This is a genomic window from Pseudomonas sp. IT-P44, assembly GCF_949768225.1.
Classification (GTDB): Bacteria; Pseudomonadota; Gammaproteobacteria; order Pseudomonadales; family Pseudomonadaceae; genus Aquipseudomonas; species Aquipseudomonas migulae.
Genome location: NZ_CATKQM010000030.1, coordinates 24,004 through 41,642, shown reverse-complemented (window position 1 = coordinate 41,642; position 17,639 = coordinate 24,004). Strand labels below are relative to the sequence as shown.

The 17,639-nt window shown below is 58.4% G+C and carries 14 protein-coding genes, 5 tRNA genes and 1 pseudogene; 10 read left to right on the top strand and 10 right to left on the bottom strand.

Translation table 11 applies throughout. The features are described from left to right. Positions 1 to 11: 11 nt before the first annotated feature. The 6 genes from ACM6IO_RS17075 to gltX form a co-directional block, all read right to left on the bottom strand. On the bottom strand, positions 12 to 551 hold the full coding sequence (locus tag ACM6IO_RS17075) for a TetR/AcrR family transcriptional regulator (RefSeq protein WP_192226344.1): 540 nt from the start codon (positions 549 to 551) through the stop codon (positions 12 to 14). Positions 552 to 734: 183 nt separating this feature from the next. Continuing rightward, a tRNA-Glu gene (locus tag ACM6IO_RS17070) sits at positions 735 to 810 on the bottom strand. Between the two features lie 80 nt (positions 811 to 890). Then, positions 891 to 966 (bottom strand) — tRNA-Ala (locus tag ACM6IO_RS17065). Positions 967 to 1,019: 53 nt separating this feature from the next. Further along, positions 1,020 to 1,095, bottom strand: a tRNA-Glu gene (locus tag ACM6IO_RS17060). Between the two features lie 79 nt (positions 1,096 to 1,174). Then, positions 1,175 to 1,250, bottom strand: a tRNA-Ala gene (locus ACM6IO_RS17055). Positions 1,251 to 1,489: 239 nt separating this feature from the next. Then, positions 1,490 to 2,971: a glutamate--tRNA ligase gene (gltX, locus tag ACM6IO_RS17050; protein WP_008037650.1), complete on the bottom strand. Its 1,482-nt coding sequence runs from the start codon at positions 2,969 to 2,971 to the stop codon at positions 1,490 to 1,492. Between the two features lie 220 nt (positions 2,972 to 3,191). Between gltX and ACM6IO_RS17045 the strand changes: the two genes are divergently transcribed. Next, positions 3,192 to 4,241: an HlyD family secretion protein gene (locus ACM6IO_RS17045; protein WP_008028317.1), complete on the top strand. Its 1,050-nt coding sequence runs from the start codon at positions 3,192 to 3,194 to the stop codon at positions 4,239 to 4,241. A 49-nt stretch (positions 4,242 to 4,290) separates the two neighbouring features. Next, positions 4,291 to 5,781, top strand: a complete 1,491-nt coding sequence (locus ACM6IO_RS17040; protein WP_414911913.1) for an MDR family MFS transporter — start codon at positions 4,291 to 4,293, stop codon at positions 5,779 to 5,781. Positions 5,782 to 5,912: 131 nt separating this feature from the next. On the opposite strand, the gene uvrB is transcribed toward ACM6IO_RS17040, so the two are convergent. Beyond that, positions 5,913 to 7,928 carry an excinuclease ABC subunit UvrB gene (uvrB, locus tag ACM6IO_RS17035; RefSeq protein WP_008028321.1) on the bottom strand — a complete coding sequence of 672 codons (2,016 nt, stop codon included), beginning with the start codon at positions 7,926 to 7,928 and terminating at the stop codon, positions 5,913 to 5,915. A gap of 338 nt (positions 7,929 to 8,266) precedes the next feature. Here uvrB and ACM6IO_RS17030 point away from each other — a divergent pair, with 338 nt between their 5' ends. Together ACM6IO_RS17030 and ACM6IO_RS17025 are read left to right on the top strand one after the other, a co-directional pair. Continuing rightward, a complete protein-coding gene (locus ACM6IO_RS17030; RefSeq protein ID WP_008028323.1) occupies positions 8,267 to 9,463 on the top strand; it encodes an amino acid aminotransferase in 1,197 nt (398 codons plus the stop codon). A gap of 236 nt (positions 9,464 to 9,699) precedes the next feature. Continuing rightward, the gene (locus ACM6IO_RS17025) at positions 9,700 to 9,909 is read left to right on the top strand and encodes a hypothetical protein (protein WP_192226340.1); all 210 of its coding nucleotides are present in this window, start codon (positions 9,700 to 9,702) and stop codon (positions 9,907 to 9,909) included. Here the strand turns inward: ACM6IO_RS17025 and ACM6IO_RS17020 are convergent. Further along, on the bottom strand, positions 9,906 to 10,136 hold the full coding sequence (locus tag ACM6IO_RS17020; protein ID WP_008007186.1) for a hypothetical protein: 231 nt from the start codon (positions 10,134 to 10,136) through the stop codon (positions 9,906 to 9,908). The two genes, ACM6IO_RS17025 and ACM6IO_RS17020, sit on opposite strands and share 4 nt — an antisense overlap. Before the next feature lie 227 nt (positions 10,137 to 10,363). Between ACM6IO_RS17020 and ACM6IO_RS17015 the strand changes: the two genes are divergently transcribed. From ACM6IO_RS17015 to ACM6IO_RS17000, 4 genes and pseudogenes are all read left to right on the top strand, one after another. Continuing rightward, positions 10,364 to 10,439 (top strand) — tRNA-Asn (locus ACM6IO_RS17015). A gap of 124 nt (positions 10,440 to 10,563) precedes the next feature. Then, positions 10,564 to 10,674: pseudogene (locus ACM6IO_RS17010) on the top strand (integrase); the annotation flags it as partial. 195 nt (positions 10,675 to 10,869) lie between these two features. Then, positions 10,870 to 12,516, top strand: a complete 1,647-nt coding sequence (locus ACM6IO_RS17005) for a hypothetical protein (protein ID WP_414911910.1) — start codon at positions 10,870 to 10,872, stop codon at positions 12,514 to 12,516. Between the two features lie 12 nt (positions 12,517 to 12,528). Further along, entirely contained in the window at positions 12,529 to 13,536 is a 1,008-nt protein-coding gene (locus ACM6IO_RS17000) for a S1C family serine protease (protein WP_192226338.1), read from the top strand. A gap of 69 nt (positions 13,537 to 13,605) precedes the next feature. Here ACM6IO_RS17000 and ACM6IO_RS16995 read toward each other — a convergent pair whose 3' ends face one another. Continuing rightward, positions 13,606 to 14,832 carry a hypothetical protein gene (locus ACM6IO_RS16995; RefSeq protein WP_414911909.1) on the bottom strand — a complete coding sequence of 409 codons (1,227 nt, stop codon included), beginning with the start codon at positions 14,830 to 14,832 and terminating at the stop codon, positions 13,606 to 13,608. Between the two features lie 415 nt (positions 14,833 to 15,247). Continuing rightward, positions 15,248 to 16,765, bottom strand: a complete 1,518-nt coding sequence (locus tag ACM6IO_RS16990; protein WP_192226334.1) for a nucleobase:cation symporter-2 family protein — start codon at positions 16,763 to 16,765, stop codon at positions 15,248 to 15,250. Between the two features lie 256 nt (positions 16,766 to 17,021). Here ACM6IO_RS16990 and ACM6IO_RS16985 point away from each other — a divergent pair, with 256 nt between their 5' ends. Continuing rightward, complete coding sequence (locus ACM6IO_RS16985) at positions 17,022 to 17,303, top strand: BrnT family toxin (protein ID WP_414911908.1); 282 nt, start codon at positions 17,022 to 17,024, stop codon at positions 17,301 to 17,303. A 3-nt stretch (positions 17,304 to 17,306) separates the two neighbouring features. Next, a complete protein-coding gene (locus ACM6IO_RS16980; RefSeq protein ID WP_008037660.1) occupies positions 17,307 to 17,639 on the top strand; it encodes a BrnA antitoxin family protein in 333 nt (110 codons plus the stop codon).

Here is a 17,639-nt window from a genome sequence, read left to right as displayed (position 1 = left end):
TTGCCTTCAGGTCATAGCACCGCCGACTTGGCGGCACGCAGCAATCGATCAGACAACTCTCCCGGCCCCAGCGCCCGTGCCAGAGCCAATCCACCGACCATCAAGGCCATGTCGGCCAAGGCTTTGTCGGCGTCTTCCGGGCTGGCCGCCAACTGCGCGACCATCATTTCCACGTGTTCATTCAGCGCCACCCGAAATGCGTCCGGCAGGCGTCCCAGCTCGCCGACGGAGGCCGGGATCGGGCACGCGGATTCAGAGGAATCCCGGTGTTTGCGTGACAGGTAAAACGCCGCCACCAACGCGCGACGCTCTTCGCCGGTCAACTCGGCGTCCATGTCGGCGATCAAGCTACGGCGGTGACCGAGCAGTTGCTTGAACGCTTCCAGCATCATCGCGTCCTTGCTTTCGAAGTGCGCATAGAAGCCGCCAACCGTCAGGCCGGCTGCGCCCATTACTTCGCCCACGCTCGGTTCGGCCGGGCCACGCTGAATCAGTGCTGCGCTGGCGGCCTTGAGAATGCGTTCGCGGGTTTGAGCTTTTTTATCGTTCATCGTTGCCTCCGAATATTACGACTAGAATATTATTCTCATAATAATTTTCCGCAAGTCGTAGATGTGACCGCTGGTCTGAAGAACAGTTTGAGAGAAATGGGGGATTTGGCCAAACGCCAGACAAACAAAAGGGCCATTCAATAATTGAATGACCCTTATAAAATCCCGCAGAGCGGGTAATCGTGGCGTCCCCTAGGGGACTCGAACCCCTGTTACCGCCGTGAAAGGGCGGTGTCCTAGGCCACTAGACGAAGGGGACGCAAAACCTTCTATACAACTGATCAGTGCTGAGAGCTGATCGATTCAAGGCCGGTGTGGCCAGACCTTGAACTGTAAAATTGGTGGAGCTAGACGGGATCGAACCGTCGACCTCTTGCATGCCATGCAAGCGCTCTCCCAGCTGAGCTATAGCCCCGGATTTTTCGCCTCGCGGCGGAGCGGCATCTTGCGACATCGCTTCTGTAAAACTGGCGTCCCCTAGGGGACTCGAACCCCTGTTACCGCCGTGAAAGGGCGGTGTCCTAGGCCACTAGACGAAGGGGACGCAAACCCTTCTATACAACAGATCAACGCTGAGTGTTGATCGCTTCAAGGCCGGTGTGGCCAGACCTTGAAGTGTAAATTGGTGGAGCTAGACGGGATCGAACCGTCGACCTCTTGCATGCCATGCAAGCGCTCTCCCAGCTGAGCTATAGCCCCTCATCGCTGAGGACGGGGCGAATCTTAATGGCGCTTCGGAAACGTGTCAAATTTATTTTTAACAATTTCCAAAGTTTTTTGCCGACATAACAATCACTTACCGCCCTCCCCCCGTAAATCCGGGGTATACATCGATCTGTAGGAGCCAGGCTTGCCGGCGAACGGGACGCCTCGGTGTGTCTGGCACACCGCGTCATCGTTCTTCGCGAGCAAGCAACGCTCCTACAGGACGGTGTTCATCAGGCGATGTTGCCCAGGAGTTTTTCCCACTCCTTGTTTTCCTTCTTCGACACGCCACCGAGCAGGTCGATGGCCTGGCGCAGACGGAAACGCGTCAGGTCCGGGCCGAGGATTTCCATCGCATCCAGCACCGACACCGAACTCGCCTGACCAGTGATCGCTGCGAACATCAGCGGCATGGCGTCACGCAGCTTCAATTCCAGGGACTCGACCACCGCTTGAATGGTCGCGGTGATGCTGTCCTTCTCCCACTGACGCAGGCTTTCCAGCTTCCACAGAATCAACTGCATCAACTGACGAACCTGATCACCCGACAATTTCTTCGATTCAAACAGCTTGGCATCCGGGTTCACGCCACCGGCGAAGAAGAACCCGGCCAGCGGTGCGACCTGGCTGAAGGTTTCAACGCGGCCCTGCACGTGCGGCGCGATCTTCATCATGTACTCGGGGTTCAGCGCCCAGGTCTGCAAGCGGCTGGCGAACTCTTCCACCGGCAGGTCACGCAGCCACTGGCCGTTGAGCCACGACAGTTTCTCGATGTCGAAAATCGGCCCACCGAGGGAGACGCGGCTCAGGTCGAAGTTGTCGACCATTTCCTGCAGCGAGAACTTCTCGCGCTCGTCCGGCATCGACCAGCCCATGCGCCCCAGGTAGTTGAGCATCGCTTCCGGCATGAAGCCCATGCGCTCGTAGAACGTCACCGAGGTCGGGTTCTTGCGCTTGGACAGCTTGCTCTTGTCCGGGTTACGCAGCAGCGGCATGTAGCACAGCTCCGGTTGTTCCCAGCCGAAGTATTCGTACAGAAGAATCAGTTTTGGCGCCGAAGGCAGCCATTCTTCGCCACGCAGCACGTGGGTGATGCCCATCAGGTGGTCATCGACCACGTTGGCCAGGAAGTACGTCGGCAGGCCGTCGGTCTTCATCAGGACTTGCATGTCCATGCGATCCCACGGGATCTCGACGTCGCCACGCAGCATGTCCGGCACCACGCACACGCCTTCGCTCGGCACTTTCATGCGGATCACGTGCGGTTCGCCAGCGGCCAGGCGACGTGCAACTTCTTCCTTGGACAGCAGCAGCGCACGACCGTCGTACCGCGGGGTTTCGCCGCGAGCCATTTGCTCGGCGCGCATCTGGTCCAGCTCTTCAGCGGTGCAGAAGCACGGGAAGGCATGGCCCATCTCGACCAATTGCTGGCAATACTTCTGATAGATATCGCCGCGCTCGCTTTGACGGTAAGGACCGTGTGGGCCGCCGACGTCCGGGCCTTCGCTCCAGTCGATGCCCAACCAGCGCAGGGCGTCGAAAATCTGCTGTTCGGACTCGCGGGTCGAACGCAACTGATCGGTGTCTTCGATCCGCAGGATGAACTCACCGCCGTGCTGCTTGGCAAAGCAGTAGTTGAACAAAGCGATGTAAGCGGTACCTACGTGGGGGTCCCCGGTAGGCGATGGCGCGATGCGCGTGCGGACGGTGGTCATGGCAAGTCTCGAAATGAAGATAAAACAAAGGGCGAATGGTAACAGGCGTTGCCCGCCCGGCTCCAGTGAGCAGGGCATTTAAGCCAAGTTTGCGTCTACAACGGGCCTGGGCCGGGATGAATGGTGGATTATCAGCCGATGGCATTTACCCACTATCGACTGTATGCCAAATTCGCCTGCTGATAACTTTCCTTACAATTTCTCGACTACAGTTTGCCCCATGCCTGCCCAACTCAAGCGTCGCCTGTCTATTTTCCTGCTGATCGTCCTGTTGATTGCCGGGGCCTTGTTTGCCCAGTGGTTCTTCAAGGGACGGTTTTATGAAAGCACCGATAACGCCTATGTCCAGGGCGAGATCACCCGTGTGTCGAGCCAGTTGGGCGCTCGCATCGATCAGGTGCTGGTACAGGACAACCAGCACGTCGAAAAGGGCCAGTTGCTGATCAAGCTCGAAGGCGATGATTTCCACCTCGCTGTCGACCGCGCCAACGCCGCCCTCGCCACCCGCCAGGCCGAACGCCTGCAAGCCCAGAGCAAACTGACGCAGCAAGCCAGCCTGATCGCCTCCAGCGAAGCGCAAGTCGCATCCAGCCAGGCCAGCCTCGGTCGCTCGCAGATTGACCTGTCCCGCGCGCAAACCCTGCGCAAACCCGGCTACGTGTCGGAAGAGCGCGTGACCACCCTTTCCGCCGATACCCACATCGCCCGCTCGCAGGTGACCAAGGCCCAGGCAGACGCACAAAGTCAGCGCCAGCAAGTCAACTCCCTCAGCGCCGAGATCAAGCGCCTCGACGCGATGATCGCCAACGCCAAGACCGATCTGGCCCAGGCGGAATTGAACCTGACCCGCAGCGAAATCCACGCGCCCATCAGCGGCATGATCGGCCAGCGCGCCGCCCGCGAAGGCCAATATGTGCAGGCCGGCGCTTATTTGCTGTCGATCGTCCCGGATCAGGACATCTGGATTCAGGCCAACTTCAAGGAAACCCAAATCGGTCACATGCAGCCCGGCCAGAAAGCCGAACTGACCTTCGACGCCTACGGCGACACGCCAATCGAAGCGCGGGTCGACAGCCTGTTCGCCGCCTCGGGCGCACAGTTCAGCCTGCTGCCGCCGGACAATGCCACGGGCAACTTCACCAAAGTCGTACAACGGATTCCGGTAAAACTGACCTTCGCCGCGGACAACCCGCTGCACGGCAAGATTCGTCCGGGCATGTCGGTCACCGCCAAAGTGAACATCAAAGACACCCCTGACGATGGCCGGTGATCAACTGATCCGCCCGGCCGGCGAACCGACCCGGCGGGACTGGATCGCCGTGATGAGCGTGATGCTCGGCGCCTTCATGGCGGTGCTCGATATCCAGATCACCAACTCGTCGCTCAAGGACATTCAAGGCGCGCTGTCGGCGACGCTGGAAGAAGGCTCATGGATTTCCACGTCGTACCTGGTCGCGGAAATCATAATGATTCCGCTGACGGCGTGGCTGGTGCAGCTGCTGTCCGCACGCCGTCTGGCGGTGTGGGTTTCGCTTGGATTTCTTGCCTCGTCCCTGCTCTGCTCGATGGCGTGGAGCCTGGAAAGCATGATCATTTTCCGCGCGCTGCAAGGCTTCACCGGCGGCGCGCTGATCCCGCTGGCGTTCACCCTGACGCTGATCAAGCTTCCCGAACACCATCGCGCCAAAGGCATGGCCATGTTCGCCATGACCGCAACCTTCGCGCCCTCCATCGGCCCGACACTTGGCGGCTGGCTGACGGAAAACTGGGGCTGGGAATACATCTTCTACATCAACATCCCGCCGGGCCTGATCATGATCGCCGGCCTGATGTATGGCCTGGAGAAAAAAGAAGCGCACTGGGAACTGCTGAAAAGCACCGACTACATGGGGATTCTTACGCTCGGTATCGGCCTCGGTTGTTTGCAGGTTTTTCTGGAGGAAGGCCATCGCAAAGACTGGCTGGAATCAAACCTGATCGTGACCCTGGGCAGCATCGCGCTGATCAGCCTGATCACCTTTGTGATCGTGCAGTTTTCCAAACCCAATCCGCTGATCAACCTTGGGATCCTGGGCAATCGCAATTTCGGCTTGTCGAGTATTTCCAGCCTGGGAATGGGGGTCGGGTTGTACGGTTCGATCTTTCTGTTGCCGCTGTACCTGGCGCAGATCCAGAACTACAACGCCCTGCAGATCGGCGAAGTGATCATGTGGATGGGCGTGCCGCAGCTGTTCCTGATTCCGCTGGTGCCGAAGCTGATGAAGGTCATCTCGCCGAAATGGCTGTGCACCTTGGGCTTCGGCTTGTTCGGCCTGGCGAGTTTTTCCTCGGGGGTGCTGAACCCGGATTTCGCCGGACCGCAGTTCAACCAGATCCAGATCATCCGCGCACTCGGCCAGCCCCTGATCATGGTGACCATCTCGCTGATCGCCACCGCGTATATCCTGCCGCAGGACGCTGGCTCGGCATCGAGCCTGTTCAACATCCTGCGCAACCTCGGCGGCGCCATTGGCATCGCCCTCCTCGCCACGTTGCTGGATGCGCGAACCAAGACCTACTTTGATTATTTGCGTGAATCGATTGTGCCGAGCAACCCGCAGGTCGCCGAGCGCATGGCGTCGCTGACGGACCGGTTAGGCAGTGAAGCGGCGGCGCTGGGCAAGCTCAGTGAAATTGCCCATCAACAGGCGTCGATCATGGCTTACAACGATGCGTTTCACTTTGTCGGGATTGCGCTGGGGATCAGCATGATTGCGGTGTTGTTGACCAAGCAGTTGCCGGCGGGGATCAAGGCCAGTGAGGCCCATTAGATCGGTGGTGCGGCCTTCGCGGGCAAGCCTCGCTCCTACAGGTTTTGTGTCGTTCGCATAATTGAAAAACGACACAAGACCTGTAGGAGCGAGGCTTGCCCGCGAAGAGGCCCGCATACTCGCCACAAATCTCAAACCGCGATCAACCGCTCCCGCAGCTTGGCAATCTCGTCGCGCATCTGCGCCGCCGCTTCGAATTCCAGGTCGCGAGCCAGCTGGTACATCTTCTCCTCCAGCGCCTTGATCCGCTTGGCGACTTCCCCCGGCGAACGCAATTCCGCTTCGTACCTGGCGTTTTCCTCGGCAGCCTTGGCCATGCCTTTGCGCTTCTTGCTGCGCGAACCCGGCACGGTGGCGCCTTCCATGATGTCGGCGACGTCCTTGAACACACCCTTCGGCGTAATGCCGTTGGCCAGGTTGAAGGCGATCTGCTTGTCGCGACGACGCTCGGTTTCACCGATCGCCCGCTCCATGGAACCGGTGATGCGATCCGCATACAGAATCGCCCGACCGTTGAGGTTACGCGCCGCACGACCGATGGTCTGGATCAGCGAGCGCTCGGAACGCAGGAAGCCTTCCTTGTCCGCATCGAGAATCGCCACCAAGGACACTTCCGGCATGTCCAGGCCTTCACGCAACAGGTTGATCCCCACCAGCACATCAAACGTGCCGAGGCGCAAATCGCGGATGATTTCCACGCGCTCCACGGTGTCGATGTCCGAGTGCAGATAACGTACGCGCACGCCATGGTCGGCCAGGTAATCGGTCAAGTCTTCGGCCATGCGCTTGGTCAGCGTCGTGACCAATACCCGCTCATCCACTGCAGCGCGCTTGGTGATTTCCGAAAGCAGATCGTCGACCTGGGTCAACGCCGGGCGGATTTCAATTTGCGGGTCCACCAGGCCGGTCGGACGCACCACCATATCAATGACACGCCCGGCGTGTTCCGCCTCGTAGTTGCCCGGCGTGGCCGAGACAAAAATCGTTTGCGGGCTGATGCCTTCGAACTCGTCGAAGCGCATTGGCCGGTTGTCCAGCGCTGACGGCAGGCGGAAACCGTATTCCACCAGCGTTTCCTTGCGTGAGCGGTCGCCCTTATACATGGCGCCGACTTGCGGCACGCTGACGTGGGATTCGTCGATCACCAGCAAGGCGTCGGCCGGCAGGTAATCGAACAAGGTCGGCGGCGCTTGACCTGGATCGCGACCCGACAGGTAGCGGGAATAGTTTTCGATGCCGTTGCAGTAGCCCAGTTCGAGAATCATCTCCAGGTCGAAACGGGTACGTTGTTCGAGGCGCTGCGCCTCCACCAGTTTGTTGTTGGAACGCAGGTATTCCAGGCGCTCCTGCAATTCGACCTTGATCCCCTCGATGGCGTCGAGCAGGGTTTCTCGCGGCGTCACGTAGTGGCTTTTCGGGTAGAAGGTGAAACGCGGCAGCTTGCGAATCACCTCGCCCGTCAGCGGATCGAAGGCCGACAGGCTCTCGACCTCGTCGTCGAACAGCTCGATTCGGATCGCTTCGAAATCGGATTCTGCCGGGTGGATATCGATCACATCACCGCGCACGCGGAAGGTCGCACGGGCGAAATCCATGTCGTTGCGGGTGTACTGCAGATCGGCGAGACGGCGCAGCAAGGCGCGCTGATCGAGTTTGTCGCCACGATCCACGTGCAACACCATTTTCAAATAGGTTTCCGGACTGCCCAGACCGTAGATGCACGACACCGTGGTGACGATGATCGCGTCCTTGCGCTCCAGCAGCGCTTTGGTCGCCGAGAGTCGCATCTGCTCGATGTGATCGTTGATCGAGGCGTCTTTCTCGATGAAGGTGTCCGAGGACGGCACATACGCTTCAGGCTGGTAGTAGTCGTAGTAGGAAACGAAATACTCGACAGCGTTGTTCGGGAAAAACGCCTTGAATTCGCCGTACAACTGCGCGGCCAGGGTCTTGTTCGGCGCCAGCACCAGCGTCGGGCGCTGAACCTGGGCGATAACGTTGGCGATGCTGAACGTCTTGCCCGAACCGGTCACACCGAGCAACGTCTGGTGCGCCAGCCCGGCCTCGATGCCCTCGACCATCAGGCGGATAGCTTCCGGCTGGTCGCCGGCGGGCTCGAAGCGGGTGACTAGCTGGAATTCAGACATGAAATACCTCTGGGTTCACCCGTACGCGGTCAAACCGGACAGGAACGAGAAAGACCGCAAACGACCGACGTCGCCCGAGGAAAAAACTGGATTGTGCTCAATGTGGAGTCGATTGCCCTCGCTTTCAAGGCAAACGTCCTACATCCCTTGAAGCCTCTGACGCGATCAATCGACTAACGGTCGAAAAATAATCGGAAAAACTTACGGTAAAAGCCGAATCGACTGTCGCCATCAATCGCGGATGACCTCTATACTAGCTCCCCGTTTGTGCACCGCTCTAGTGCATTCGGCTGGAGCGCGACACGTCCCTCCACACTCCATTCAGAGCCGCCGCAAAAATGAGCCTGTTCTCCGCTGTCGAAATGGCACCACGCGATCCAATCCTGGGCCTCAACGAAGCATTCAACGCCGATACCCGTACCAACAAGGTCAACCTGGGGGTCGGTGTTTACTGCAACGAGGAGGGGCGAATTCCACTCCTGCGCGCCGTTGTCGAAGCCGAGACGATTCGCGTCGCTCAACACGCTTCCCGTGGCTACTTGCCGATCGACGGCATCGCTGCCTACGACCAGGCCGTGCAAAAACTGCTGTTTGGCAATGACTCGCCGCTGATCGCTGCTGGCCGCGTCATCACCACTCAGGCCGTTGGCGGTACTGGCGCGCTGAAAATCGGTGCCGACTTCCTCAAGCAACTGCTGCCGAACGCCGTCGTGGCGATCAGCGACCCGAGCTGGGAAAACCACCGCGCGCTGTTCGAAACCGCTGGTTTCCCGGTGCAGAACTATCGTTACTACGACGCCGCGACCCACGACGTTAACCGTACCGGCCTGCTGGAAGACCTGAACGCCCTGCCGTCCGGCTCGATCGTTGTGCTGCACGCCTGCTGCCACAACCCGACCGGTGTTGACCTGAGCCCGGCGGACTGGAAAAACGTTCTGGAGGTGGTGAAAGCCAAAGGTCACGTGCCGTTCCTCGACATGGCCTACCAGGGCTTTGGCGATGGCATCGACGAAGACGCCGCAGCCGTGCGTCTGTTCGCTGAGTCGGGCCTGACCTTCTTCGTTTCCAGCTCGTTCTCCAAATCGTTCTCGCTGTACGGCGAGCGCGTTGGTGCCCTGTCGATCGTCAGCGAATCGAAAGAAGAAAGCGCGCGCGTGCTGTCGCAGGTCAAGCGCGTGATCCGCACCAACTACTCCAACCCGCCGACCCACGGTGCAAGCATCGTTGCCGCTGTATTGAACAGCCCGGAACTGCGCGCCCAGTGGGAAGAAGAACTGGCCGAAATGCGCCTGCGGATTCGCGGCATGCGCACCCAGATGGTTGACCTGCTGGCGAAACAGGCTCCTCAGCGCGATTTCAGCTTTGTCGGTCGTCAGCGCGGCATGTTCTCCTACTCCGGCCTGACGGTTGAGCAAGTGACCCGTCTGCGCAGTGAGTTCGGCATCTACGCCCTGGACACCGGCCGCATCTGCGTGGCGGCGTTGAACCAGAGCAACATCGACGTGGTGACCAAGGCCATCGTTGCGGTGATCTGAGTCCTCAAGCGCTAAACAAAACGGGAAGCCCTTGGGCTTCCCGTTTTTTATTGGCCGCAGATAATTCTCAACCCGCCAACCAAGCCCTCTAGACTGCACACATCTACCCTGTAGGAGCCGGCTTGCTGGCGATAGCGGTGGGTCAGTCAACTTATTTATTGGCTGGACGGACGCAATCGCCAGCAAGCCGGCTCCTACAAGGTTTGTGTACACCACTGAATTCGATGTGAGCCGATATGAAAAACGATGACCTGCGCGCTGAGCGCGATGACCTGGATGAGCTGAATGACTTCATCCCCCGCACCCCGGCCAAACGCGGCAACAACCTGGTGCTGCAAGTGGCTGCGGGGGTCTTTCTTGGCGGCCTGGCGCTGTGGCTGGTTCAACTGGGCGCGACACTGCTGTACGCCAAACTGATGCTCGCCACCATTACGTTCGGCGGTTAAGCCAGTTCGGTCGCGCGTTGGCTGGCTGCATCGTCATAAGCGACGTACAGCGACTCGGCGACCTGGCTTTTGATGGCCTTGGTGCTTTCCAGGCCCAGGACAAAACCTTCGGCCTTGCCGCCAGCGCGATTCAATTCGTCAGCGGTGCTGGCCTGAGTGATTGCGTCGAACAGTTTTTCGGCGTGCGGACCGACGCCTTTGGGCAGGCTGATCTGAGCGATGCTCATGCGAACACCTCGTTGTGGCGAAGTGTGAGGGTTGGGTGATTCATGGCGCGTACCTTTTCGGCGAATGGCCGGCAGCGCGTGTCACCACTTCCGGGCGGCCATGGTAGACCTCTGGTGCGATTCTGGTAACCGCCAATCACCGATAAACCGCCGTCCGTCCCGACGAATCGCTCAAATTGCCAACAGGTGCTTGACTTCTCTTTTTGAATCAGTAACATACACGCCATTCCGCGATAGCTCAGTTGGTAGAGCAAGTGACTGTTAATCACTGGGTCCCTGGTTCGAGTCCAGGTCGTGGAGCCATACAAGGTTCCAGAGAAAGCTTCCAAGGTCTCTGAAACACCCGAAAAAACCCGCCTTTTGGCGGGTTTTTTCGTTTTGGCATTCCGTCGGATTCCGGTGGGTACCAACCGTTTTCGCCCTTCAAGTCCGCCCCGCCCGACACCTCCTCCATCAGCACCACCTCAAAGGCTTCCACGAATTGCGGGCGGCCTATACGTGCGAACACTACGAGCAAATCACCCATCATCTCGCGCCCACCCATCTAGAGAGCGGAACCGTCGCCGCTTGTCATTGACCCGTACATTTATCATTACCAGGCAATCGAACATCGCTCGGAACTACATGCCGTTATATTGATATCTCACCTTGAGGAAAACGGAAGCAGTGCTAGCCTACTGACAGCACACGCCAGCAGTAAACGGCATTTACGCTATAGCCAGTGGGAGGTTCTATGCTCGCCAGGTTTTGCTGCGGGGTTGTATTGCTAGCCACCATACTTCCATCCACTGTCACTCAAGCTCAAATCACCGGTCCGCTTGACTTGCCAATAGGCAATGACGTCGGCCAGGTCGGTGTTGAGCGCATTCCCAACGAAGAATGCAGGGGGCCGGCCACCATCGCCCCTGGCCCCGATGGCCAGTTGGCCATTCTGGACAGCGTCAACCAGAAGATCCTGATCGTCGGTACAAAGGCAGCCACGGAAATCAAGCTGCCCTCCGACTTGCTCGACCCTGTCGATTTGATCGCGACGACGTCCGGCTATGTGGTGGCCGGCGCGCTGGGCGACGTGGCCCTGGTTTCAGCGCCGGCCAAGGTCAGCTCGCGCACGTCCACCGGCTACGACCCCGAGTCGGGCGCCCCCCGCTTCGTGGTGCTGTCAGACAGCCAGCTCACGCTCGAGAACCTCGCCGGCAAACAGGTGCCCATCAATATCGACAGCAAGCTGTTGGGCGCGCTCACCGACCCAGGCCAGGTGGCCGCAGCGTCCTTTGATTTCAAACTGGAAAAGCCCACGCTTGCAGTGGGCAGCAACGCACTGTCCACCACAGGGTTCAAGCAGACGAGCGTTTCCTCTCAGCGACGCCTGGTCGATGTGCGCATGCTCTGGGCTAGCGCCAATGACGGCGCGCTGATTGCGACGCAGGAAACCGTGAAAGCGCCCGAAGAACTGAGCTTCGTGCGCCTGATCACAACCGATGCGCAAGGCACGCCCACCGCCGAGGCGTACATGCCGCCCGATGCCTACGCGTGTAATATCCGCCGCCCCTTCGCGCGATTGACCAACGGTGTGGTCGTCGGCCTTTCATTCGCCAAGGATGGGACAGTCACCGTCAAGCCCGTGGTGTTTTCCAAAGTCGGTACCGCCAAGCCGGTGGCCATTGCCCGGCCCACCGATGTGGCGCTGATCGCCTCGGAACAGGACACACTCAAGCAGTTGGAGCAGTTGAACGGAACCAGCGCTGTCGGCCTGGTCGCCCTGCAACAGGTCAGCCGCCAGAGCATCTTGAAAAAGGCGCGCGAGGCGCTGGAGCTGAAGTGGGTCATGCATGCCAATAATTACAGCCGAGCCGGGGTTCCCAACCTCTGTAACCCCACGGCCAATACCTGGCACCGCCCCAGCCGGCTGGATGCGCTGCTGGAGAAGGAAGTCACGGCCATCCCCTACCGCTGGGGCGGTTACGCCAGTTCACTCGACACCTTCAAGCAGCACCTCAATGACGGCAGGCTGGCGGGCTCGGACTGCACATGCCGCAATTCCAATTGCGTCTATCCCGGCGCGACGGGCCTGGACTGTTCAGGTTTTGTCTCCTACGCCTGGCAAACAGGGGCCTACTACACAACTCGTAGCCTGCCAGATGCCAAAGTAAGCGCCGCAGTCCTTTGGGAGGACCTGCGGCCCGGCGATATCGTCAACAAATCTGGATCACATGTTCGGCTTCTCGAAAGCACCGCAAACGGCCCGAAAGGACGCTTCCATACCGTAATCGAATCAGCGGCCAATGCGTCTTGCGGCGGCGTTTGCCGTCGGGCGTACAGCGAAACTGAGCTGATGCGGGCAGGCTATAAGCCTCTCTCTCGACTGGACCTCACTCCCTGAAGGAAGCGACGCATGGACGGCATGAATCAACTCGCGACTACGCTGCTGTTGGCGGCCTTTTCCCTGGGTACCGCGCACGCCATGGAAGAAAGCTGCCTGTTCGAGAACAACAGGGACGCCACGATACGCATCCACTACACCTGCGTCCTGGCCAATGGCGATGGCAATTGTGAAAGCAGCGGCTCGGGCTTCATCGTCTCCGAATCGGGGCTGGTCATCACCAACGACCACGTCATCCGCCCGGTGGGAAATGTCACGGTCGAATCCGAAACGATCGATGTCAAGGTCGGCAGCAGGGGGGCTAGCAGCGTGGAGGCCACAGTGGTCGCGCGTGACAGGGCCAACGATATCGCCTTGCTGCAATTACCTCCCCGCGACAATGGCGAGAGCTGGCAGAGCGTTGCGATCGGCACGGCCGTGCCGACGCCGATGGCTGCCCCCTTGATGGCTCTGGGGTATGCCGGGTGGGAGCTGGCGATGATACCCAACGGCATGAAAACAGCGGAATTGGCCGAGATCGATGGCGTCTACAAGCCTTGGTGGCAAACCAATCTGGCACTGAACGAGGGCAACAGTGGCGGCCCCGTGTTTGGCAGCAATGGCACGGTCATCGGCATCTCAGTCGCCTACAAAAGGTCTAGCCAGTTGGTCTCGTACGTCATCCCGATCTACTACGCCAAGCCGTTCCTTGACCAGGCTGGCGCCCAATCCGTGACATACGGCAGTTGCGCTACCTTCCCTGCATGCCGGAGGAAGATCCACGGCATCGAGGGTTATGACCTGAATGTGACAGTCGAAAAACTGGGCGAGTGGCAGACAAAGAAATCCAGCAGCCCGGAGTTCTGCAATGCATTTCTTACCGAACTACAATCGCAATTCCCGAAATCCGAATTTACCTATTTGCAATCCAGACAGTACACGAGCATGAACGGACGCAAACGCGAGCACCTTTACTATTGCAAGTTCCAGCGGCTCGAAGACCCGATCTACAAACTTGTCCAGTCCGAGTTCTGCATGTAATAACCGTCGGCAAGGCTAGTACCTGGCTAATCGATGGTCGGGTTGGCCCGACTGGCTTGATCGCTACCACTAACTGGTGCCCAAATAGCATTTGCGATCACCAGTCGAGGAAGGATTGCTTGGGTTCGTCAGCGGAAAAACCTCTTTGTCGAGAAACTGCTCTACGCCCTTGTCCCACGCCACTTTATTGAATGAGTACTGGATAAGTTGCGCCGAGGCCCAAACCGGATTGTTTTTTTCCAAGTCCCCGGAGTTTAACCAATCAGGGCGAACGTCGGCGAGCCCGTGGTCAGCACTCGATTGAGCCACATAATCCCTGAAAGAGACTATTCCATAGCGCTGTTTACTTAGCGGATTACAGCCCGCTACTCGTTCTACATGGGCATCGGAATAGGAGTCCTGAACCATATGTAACAATGAACCTAAAGCGATATGTTTAACGCTTGCCCCTTGTACCAGGGCTGGATATTTAACCTGTGCCCTCGGAACGTTGGACGGTTTAAACCTACCCAGCTTCAGCGGATTATACGAACTCTCCCACTCCCCTCCTGGAACCGGATCAAACAATGCCCCCACAGTCCAGCCTTGTCTCAGTAGCGTGGCCGAAATTGTGGAAAACGATGAGATTACGGGGCCGTCGATGGTCTCATTGCTGAAGTCATTGGAGGAGATCGAAAGGGTGTAGGTGAATTTCGCCCACGCCATGATCTTGTCTTTGGTTTCCTGGGCAGACTCAGATGGCTGGGAGGCCATGGCGTGGAGGAATTGGAAGTCGCCGAAGTGGCTACGGTACAACATCATGGGTGTGTCGGTAATAGCAACATTCTTGCAAGAAGCCTGGCTACTATCCTTCTTACACCGTGCCTGTTCCTGGGCGTTTTTGAAGAGTGCATTCCACTGCACAGCCTTCACGATGTTTTGTCGGAGTAGCGAGTCGGGATCGTCATTCCACTCACTGCCCAAAACCAGATCTCTGAAAATTCCGCTTTTGCGCAGATTGTCCGCCGACGTTTTTGCCCGCCCCCCCGCCGCCAATTCCGGATGCGTGTAATAGTCGTAGGCCAGCAGCGTTAAGGTCTCATGAACGGGCTGCTTCATGTTGGACGTCAATTTGGTTGCGGGGCAGAGCGCTTCTAAACCCCAGCAATCAACATCGACAGGGTTCATGTCATAAGCATTTGCCAGCCCGGACGACGCTGCTAGCGACAGCGCAACGACAAAGAATGAAACACGTGAGGACTCTGGGCGAAATCCGCAGATGCCTGGTAGCAGACGTATTGGCGCAGCGTTATCCATCTATAGGTCCCTCCGGGTGGGATGTCCATGAAGGATGTGTATAGCTCAGATAATGGCAATTTGCCCGTGGATGGCTCTCTAAATCCAACTTCCGGAAGTTGATGAGCAAGCCATGCGGTGCCAATGCAAGATTCTAGAAAAAAGAACAATTAATTTTTAATCACAAATGCTTATACATCTATTCGAGTCCAGGTCGAGAGCCAGACAGCAAGATCGAAAAGCCGCTGAATCGAAAGGTTCAGCGGCTTTTTTGTGGGCGTTGGAAAAGATGAGCTCTGACCTGTAGGAGCCGGCTTGCCGGCGATGAGGGCCTTGAAGAATGCATCGTTCTCAAGGCCGCCATCGCCGGCAAGCCGGCTCCTACAGTACGGGGTCATGTCATGTAAAAAGGCGCCCCTGGGGGCGCCTTTTTCATTCAGACATGTTCACTGCTTTTGACATGCACCGCCTTCGGCTCGCCATGCCCATGATCCGTCTCTATCACCGGGATCTCCTTTCCGTCGCAGTCATGCAGCTTGCCTTCGCTGAAGTAATCCCCTTCGCGCAACGCGGCCAGATCCTGATAGCGCAGGACTCGCTCAGTACCGGCAGCAAACACCGACTGCTGATCCGAGTTGCCGGCAGTGAGGTGGTTGAAGGCCAGGTTCAGCACGATGGCCATGATTGCCGAGGAGCTGATGCCCGAGTGGAAGATCGTGGCGAACCAGCTTGGGAAGTGGTCGTAAAAGTTCGGCGCGGCAATGGGGATCATGCCGAAACCGATGGACGTGGCGACGATGATCAGATTGACGTTGTTGCGGTAGTCGACCTTGGACAGCGTGCGAATTCCGCTGGCCGCCACGGTACCGAACAGCACGATCCCGGCGCCGCCGAGCACGGAGGTCGGCACCGCTGCGATGACCCGCCCCATGAAGGGCAGCAGGCCGAGGATCACCAGAAACAAGCCGCCGGTGGCCACCACGAAACGGCTCTTGATCCCGGTCACCGCCACCAGTCCGACGTTCTGGGCGAACGCACTTTGGGTGAAAGAACCGAAGATCGGCGCGATCATGCTCGACAGCATGTCGGCGCGCAGACCGTTGCCCAGACGCTTGGAGTCAACTTTGGTGTCGATGATTTCACCGACCGCGAGGATGTCCGCCGAGGTTTCGACCAGCGTCACCATGACCACGATGCACATCGACAGGATCGCAGCGAAGTGGAAGGTCGGCATGCCGAAGTGGAATGGCGTGGGGAAGCCGAACATTGGGCCCTGGGTGACGGACGAGAAGTCCGCCATGCCGAGGAATACCGCGATGAGCGTGCCGATGACCATGGCCAGCAGAATCGACAACCGGGAGATGGTCGCGCTGCCGATCTTGCTCAGCAACAACACCAGCACCAGCGTTACCGCCGCCAGGCCGATGTTCGCCATGCTGCCGAAATCCGGCGCATGGCTGTTGCCACCCATGGCCCAGCGCGCGGCCACCGGCATCAGCGTCAGGCCGATGGTGGTGATCACGATGCCCGTCACCAGCGGCGGGAAGAACTTGGTGATTCGCGAGAACACCGGCGTGATCAGCAAACCGATCAACGACGCGGCAATCACCGCACCCAGAATCGATTGAAACCCGCCCTCCCCGCCACTGCTGACAATCGCCACCATCGTCGCGACGCCCGAGAAGGACACGCCCTGCACCAGCGGCAACTGACAACCGAAAAACGGTAAACCGAGGGTCTGCAGCAATGTTGCCAAGCCCCCCGCAAACAATGAAGCAGCAATCAACAAACCGATGTCCGCCGGCGAGAGCCCGGCCGCCTGGCCGATGATCAAAGGCACCGCGACAATGCCGCCGTACATGGTCAGAACGTGTTGCAGGCCGTAAGCCATATTCGCGCCGACACCGAGGTTTTCGTCCTCAGGCCGTTGGTGTGAAACATGGGGCGTTTTCATGGTTGGGGGGTTCCCTGGTTTTTGTTATGCGCACACTGTATGCAAGACTCAGGACAAATGTCTATAGAGTTGTATACAACTCGCCAGTCAGATTATGGACATGTGTCCATGCAGTCCTTTCCCTGCGCTGTTTCCCCCTCCAAAAAAACATTTGAAATACATCCTTCCAGCGCCTTCTCCCCCGCCCGCTAGTCTTTGGCATTCCAAGCGACCGCCGGCACGGACGCCTCTCGCTTATACATATAAAGTATGCATAATGAAGTCATTCGAGATTCAGTTTCACAAGGCAAAGAACGCAGCTAACAAATTAAAGCACCAAGGGATCAGCCTCGCGGAGACCGAGGCGGTGTTTTATGACGAGAGAGCCCTCTCGCTGGAGGACAACCATCACGATGAGCAGCGGTGGATCATCATGGGGCTGGATGCCAAAGGTCGATTGTTGGTCGTTGCGTACACCTGGCGCGAGCCGAATTTCGTTCGAATCATTTCCGCGCGCGCCGCTACCAAAAATGAGCAGCGCCAATATCTGGAGGCTTGAGCCATGAAAGACGAATACGATTTCAGTAACGCCAAACGCGGAGCGGTTGCCTCGAGCAAAGGCAAAACCCGCATCACCATCATGCTCGACGATGTCGTGTTAGACGCGGCGCGCCTCGCCGCCGAGAGCGAAGGTTTCGGTTATCAGACGGTGATCAACAACACCTTGCGCAAGGCCTTGCTCGACGATGGAAGCAAGAGCGCAGCGACCATCCCGAACACCGCTGTTGTAAATGCCGGACATTTCAAAGAAGGGATAACGGCCGCCGAGCTAAAAAGCCTGGAGAAAAAACTATCGGAGGTGCTCAGTGAAATTCATCGTGTAATGAAGCCTTGA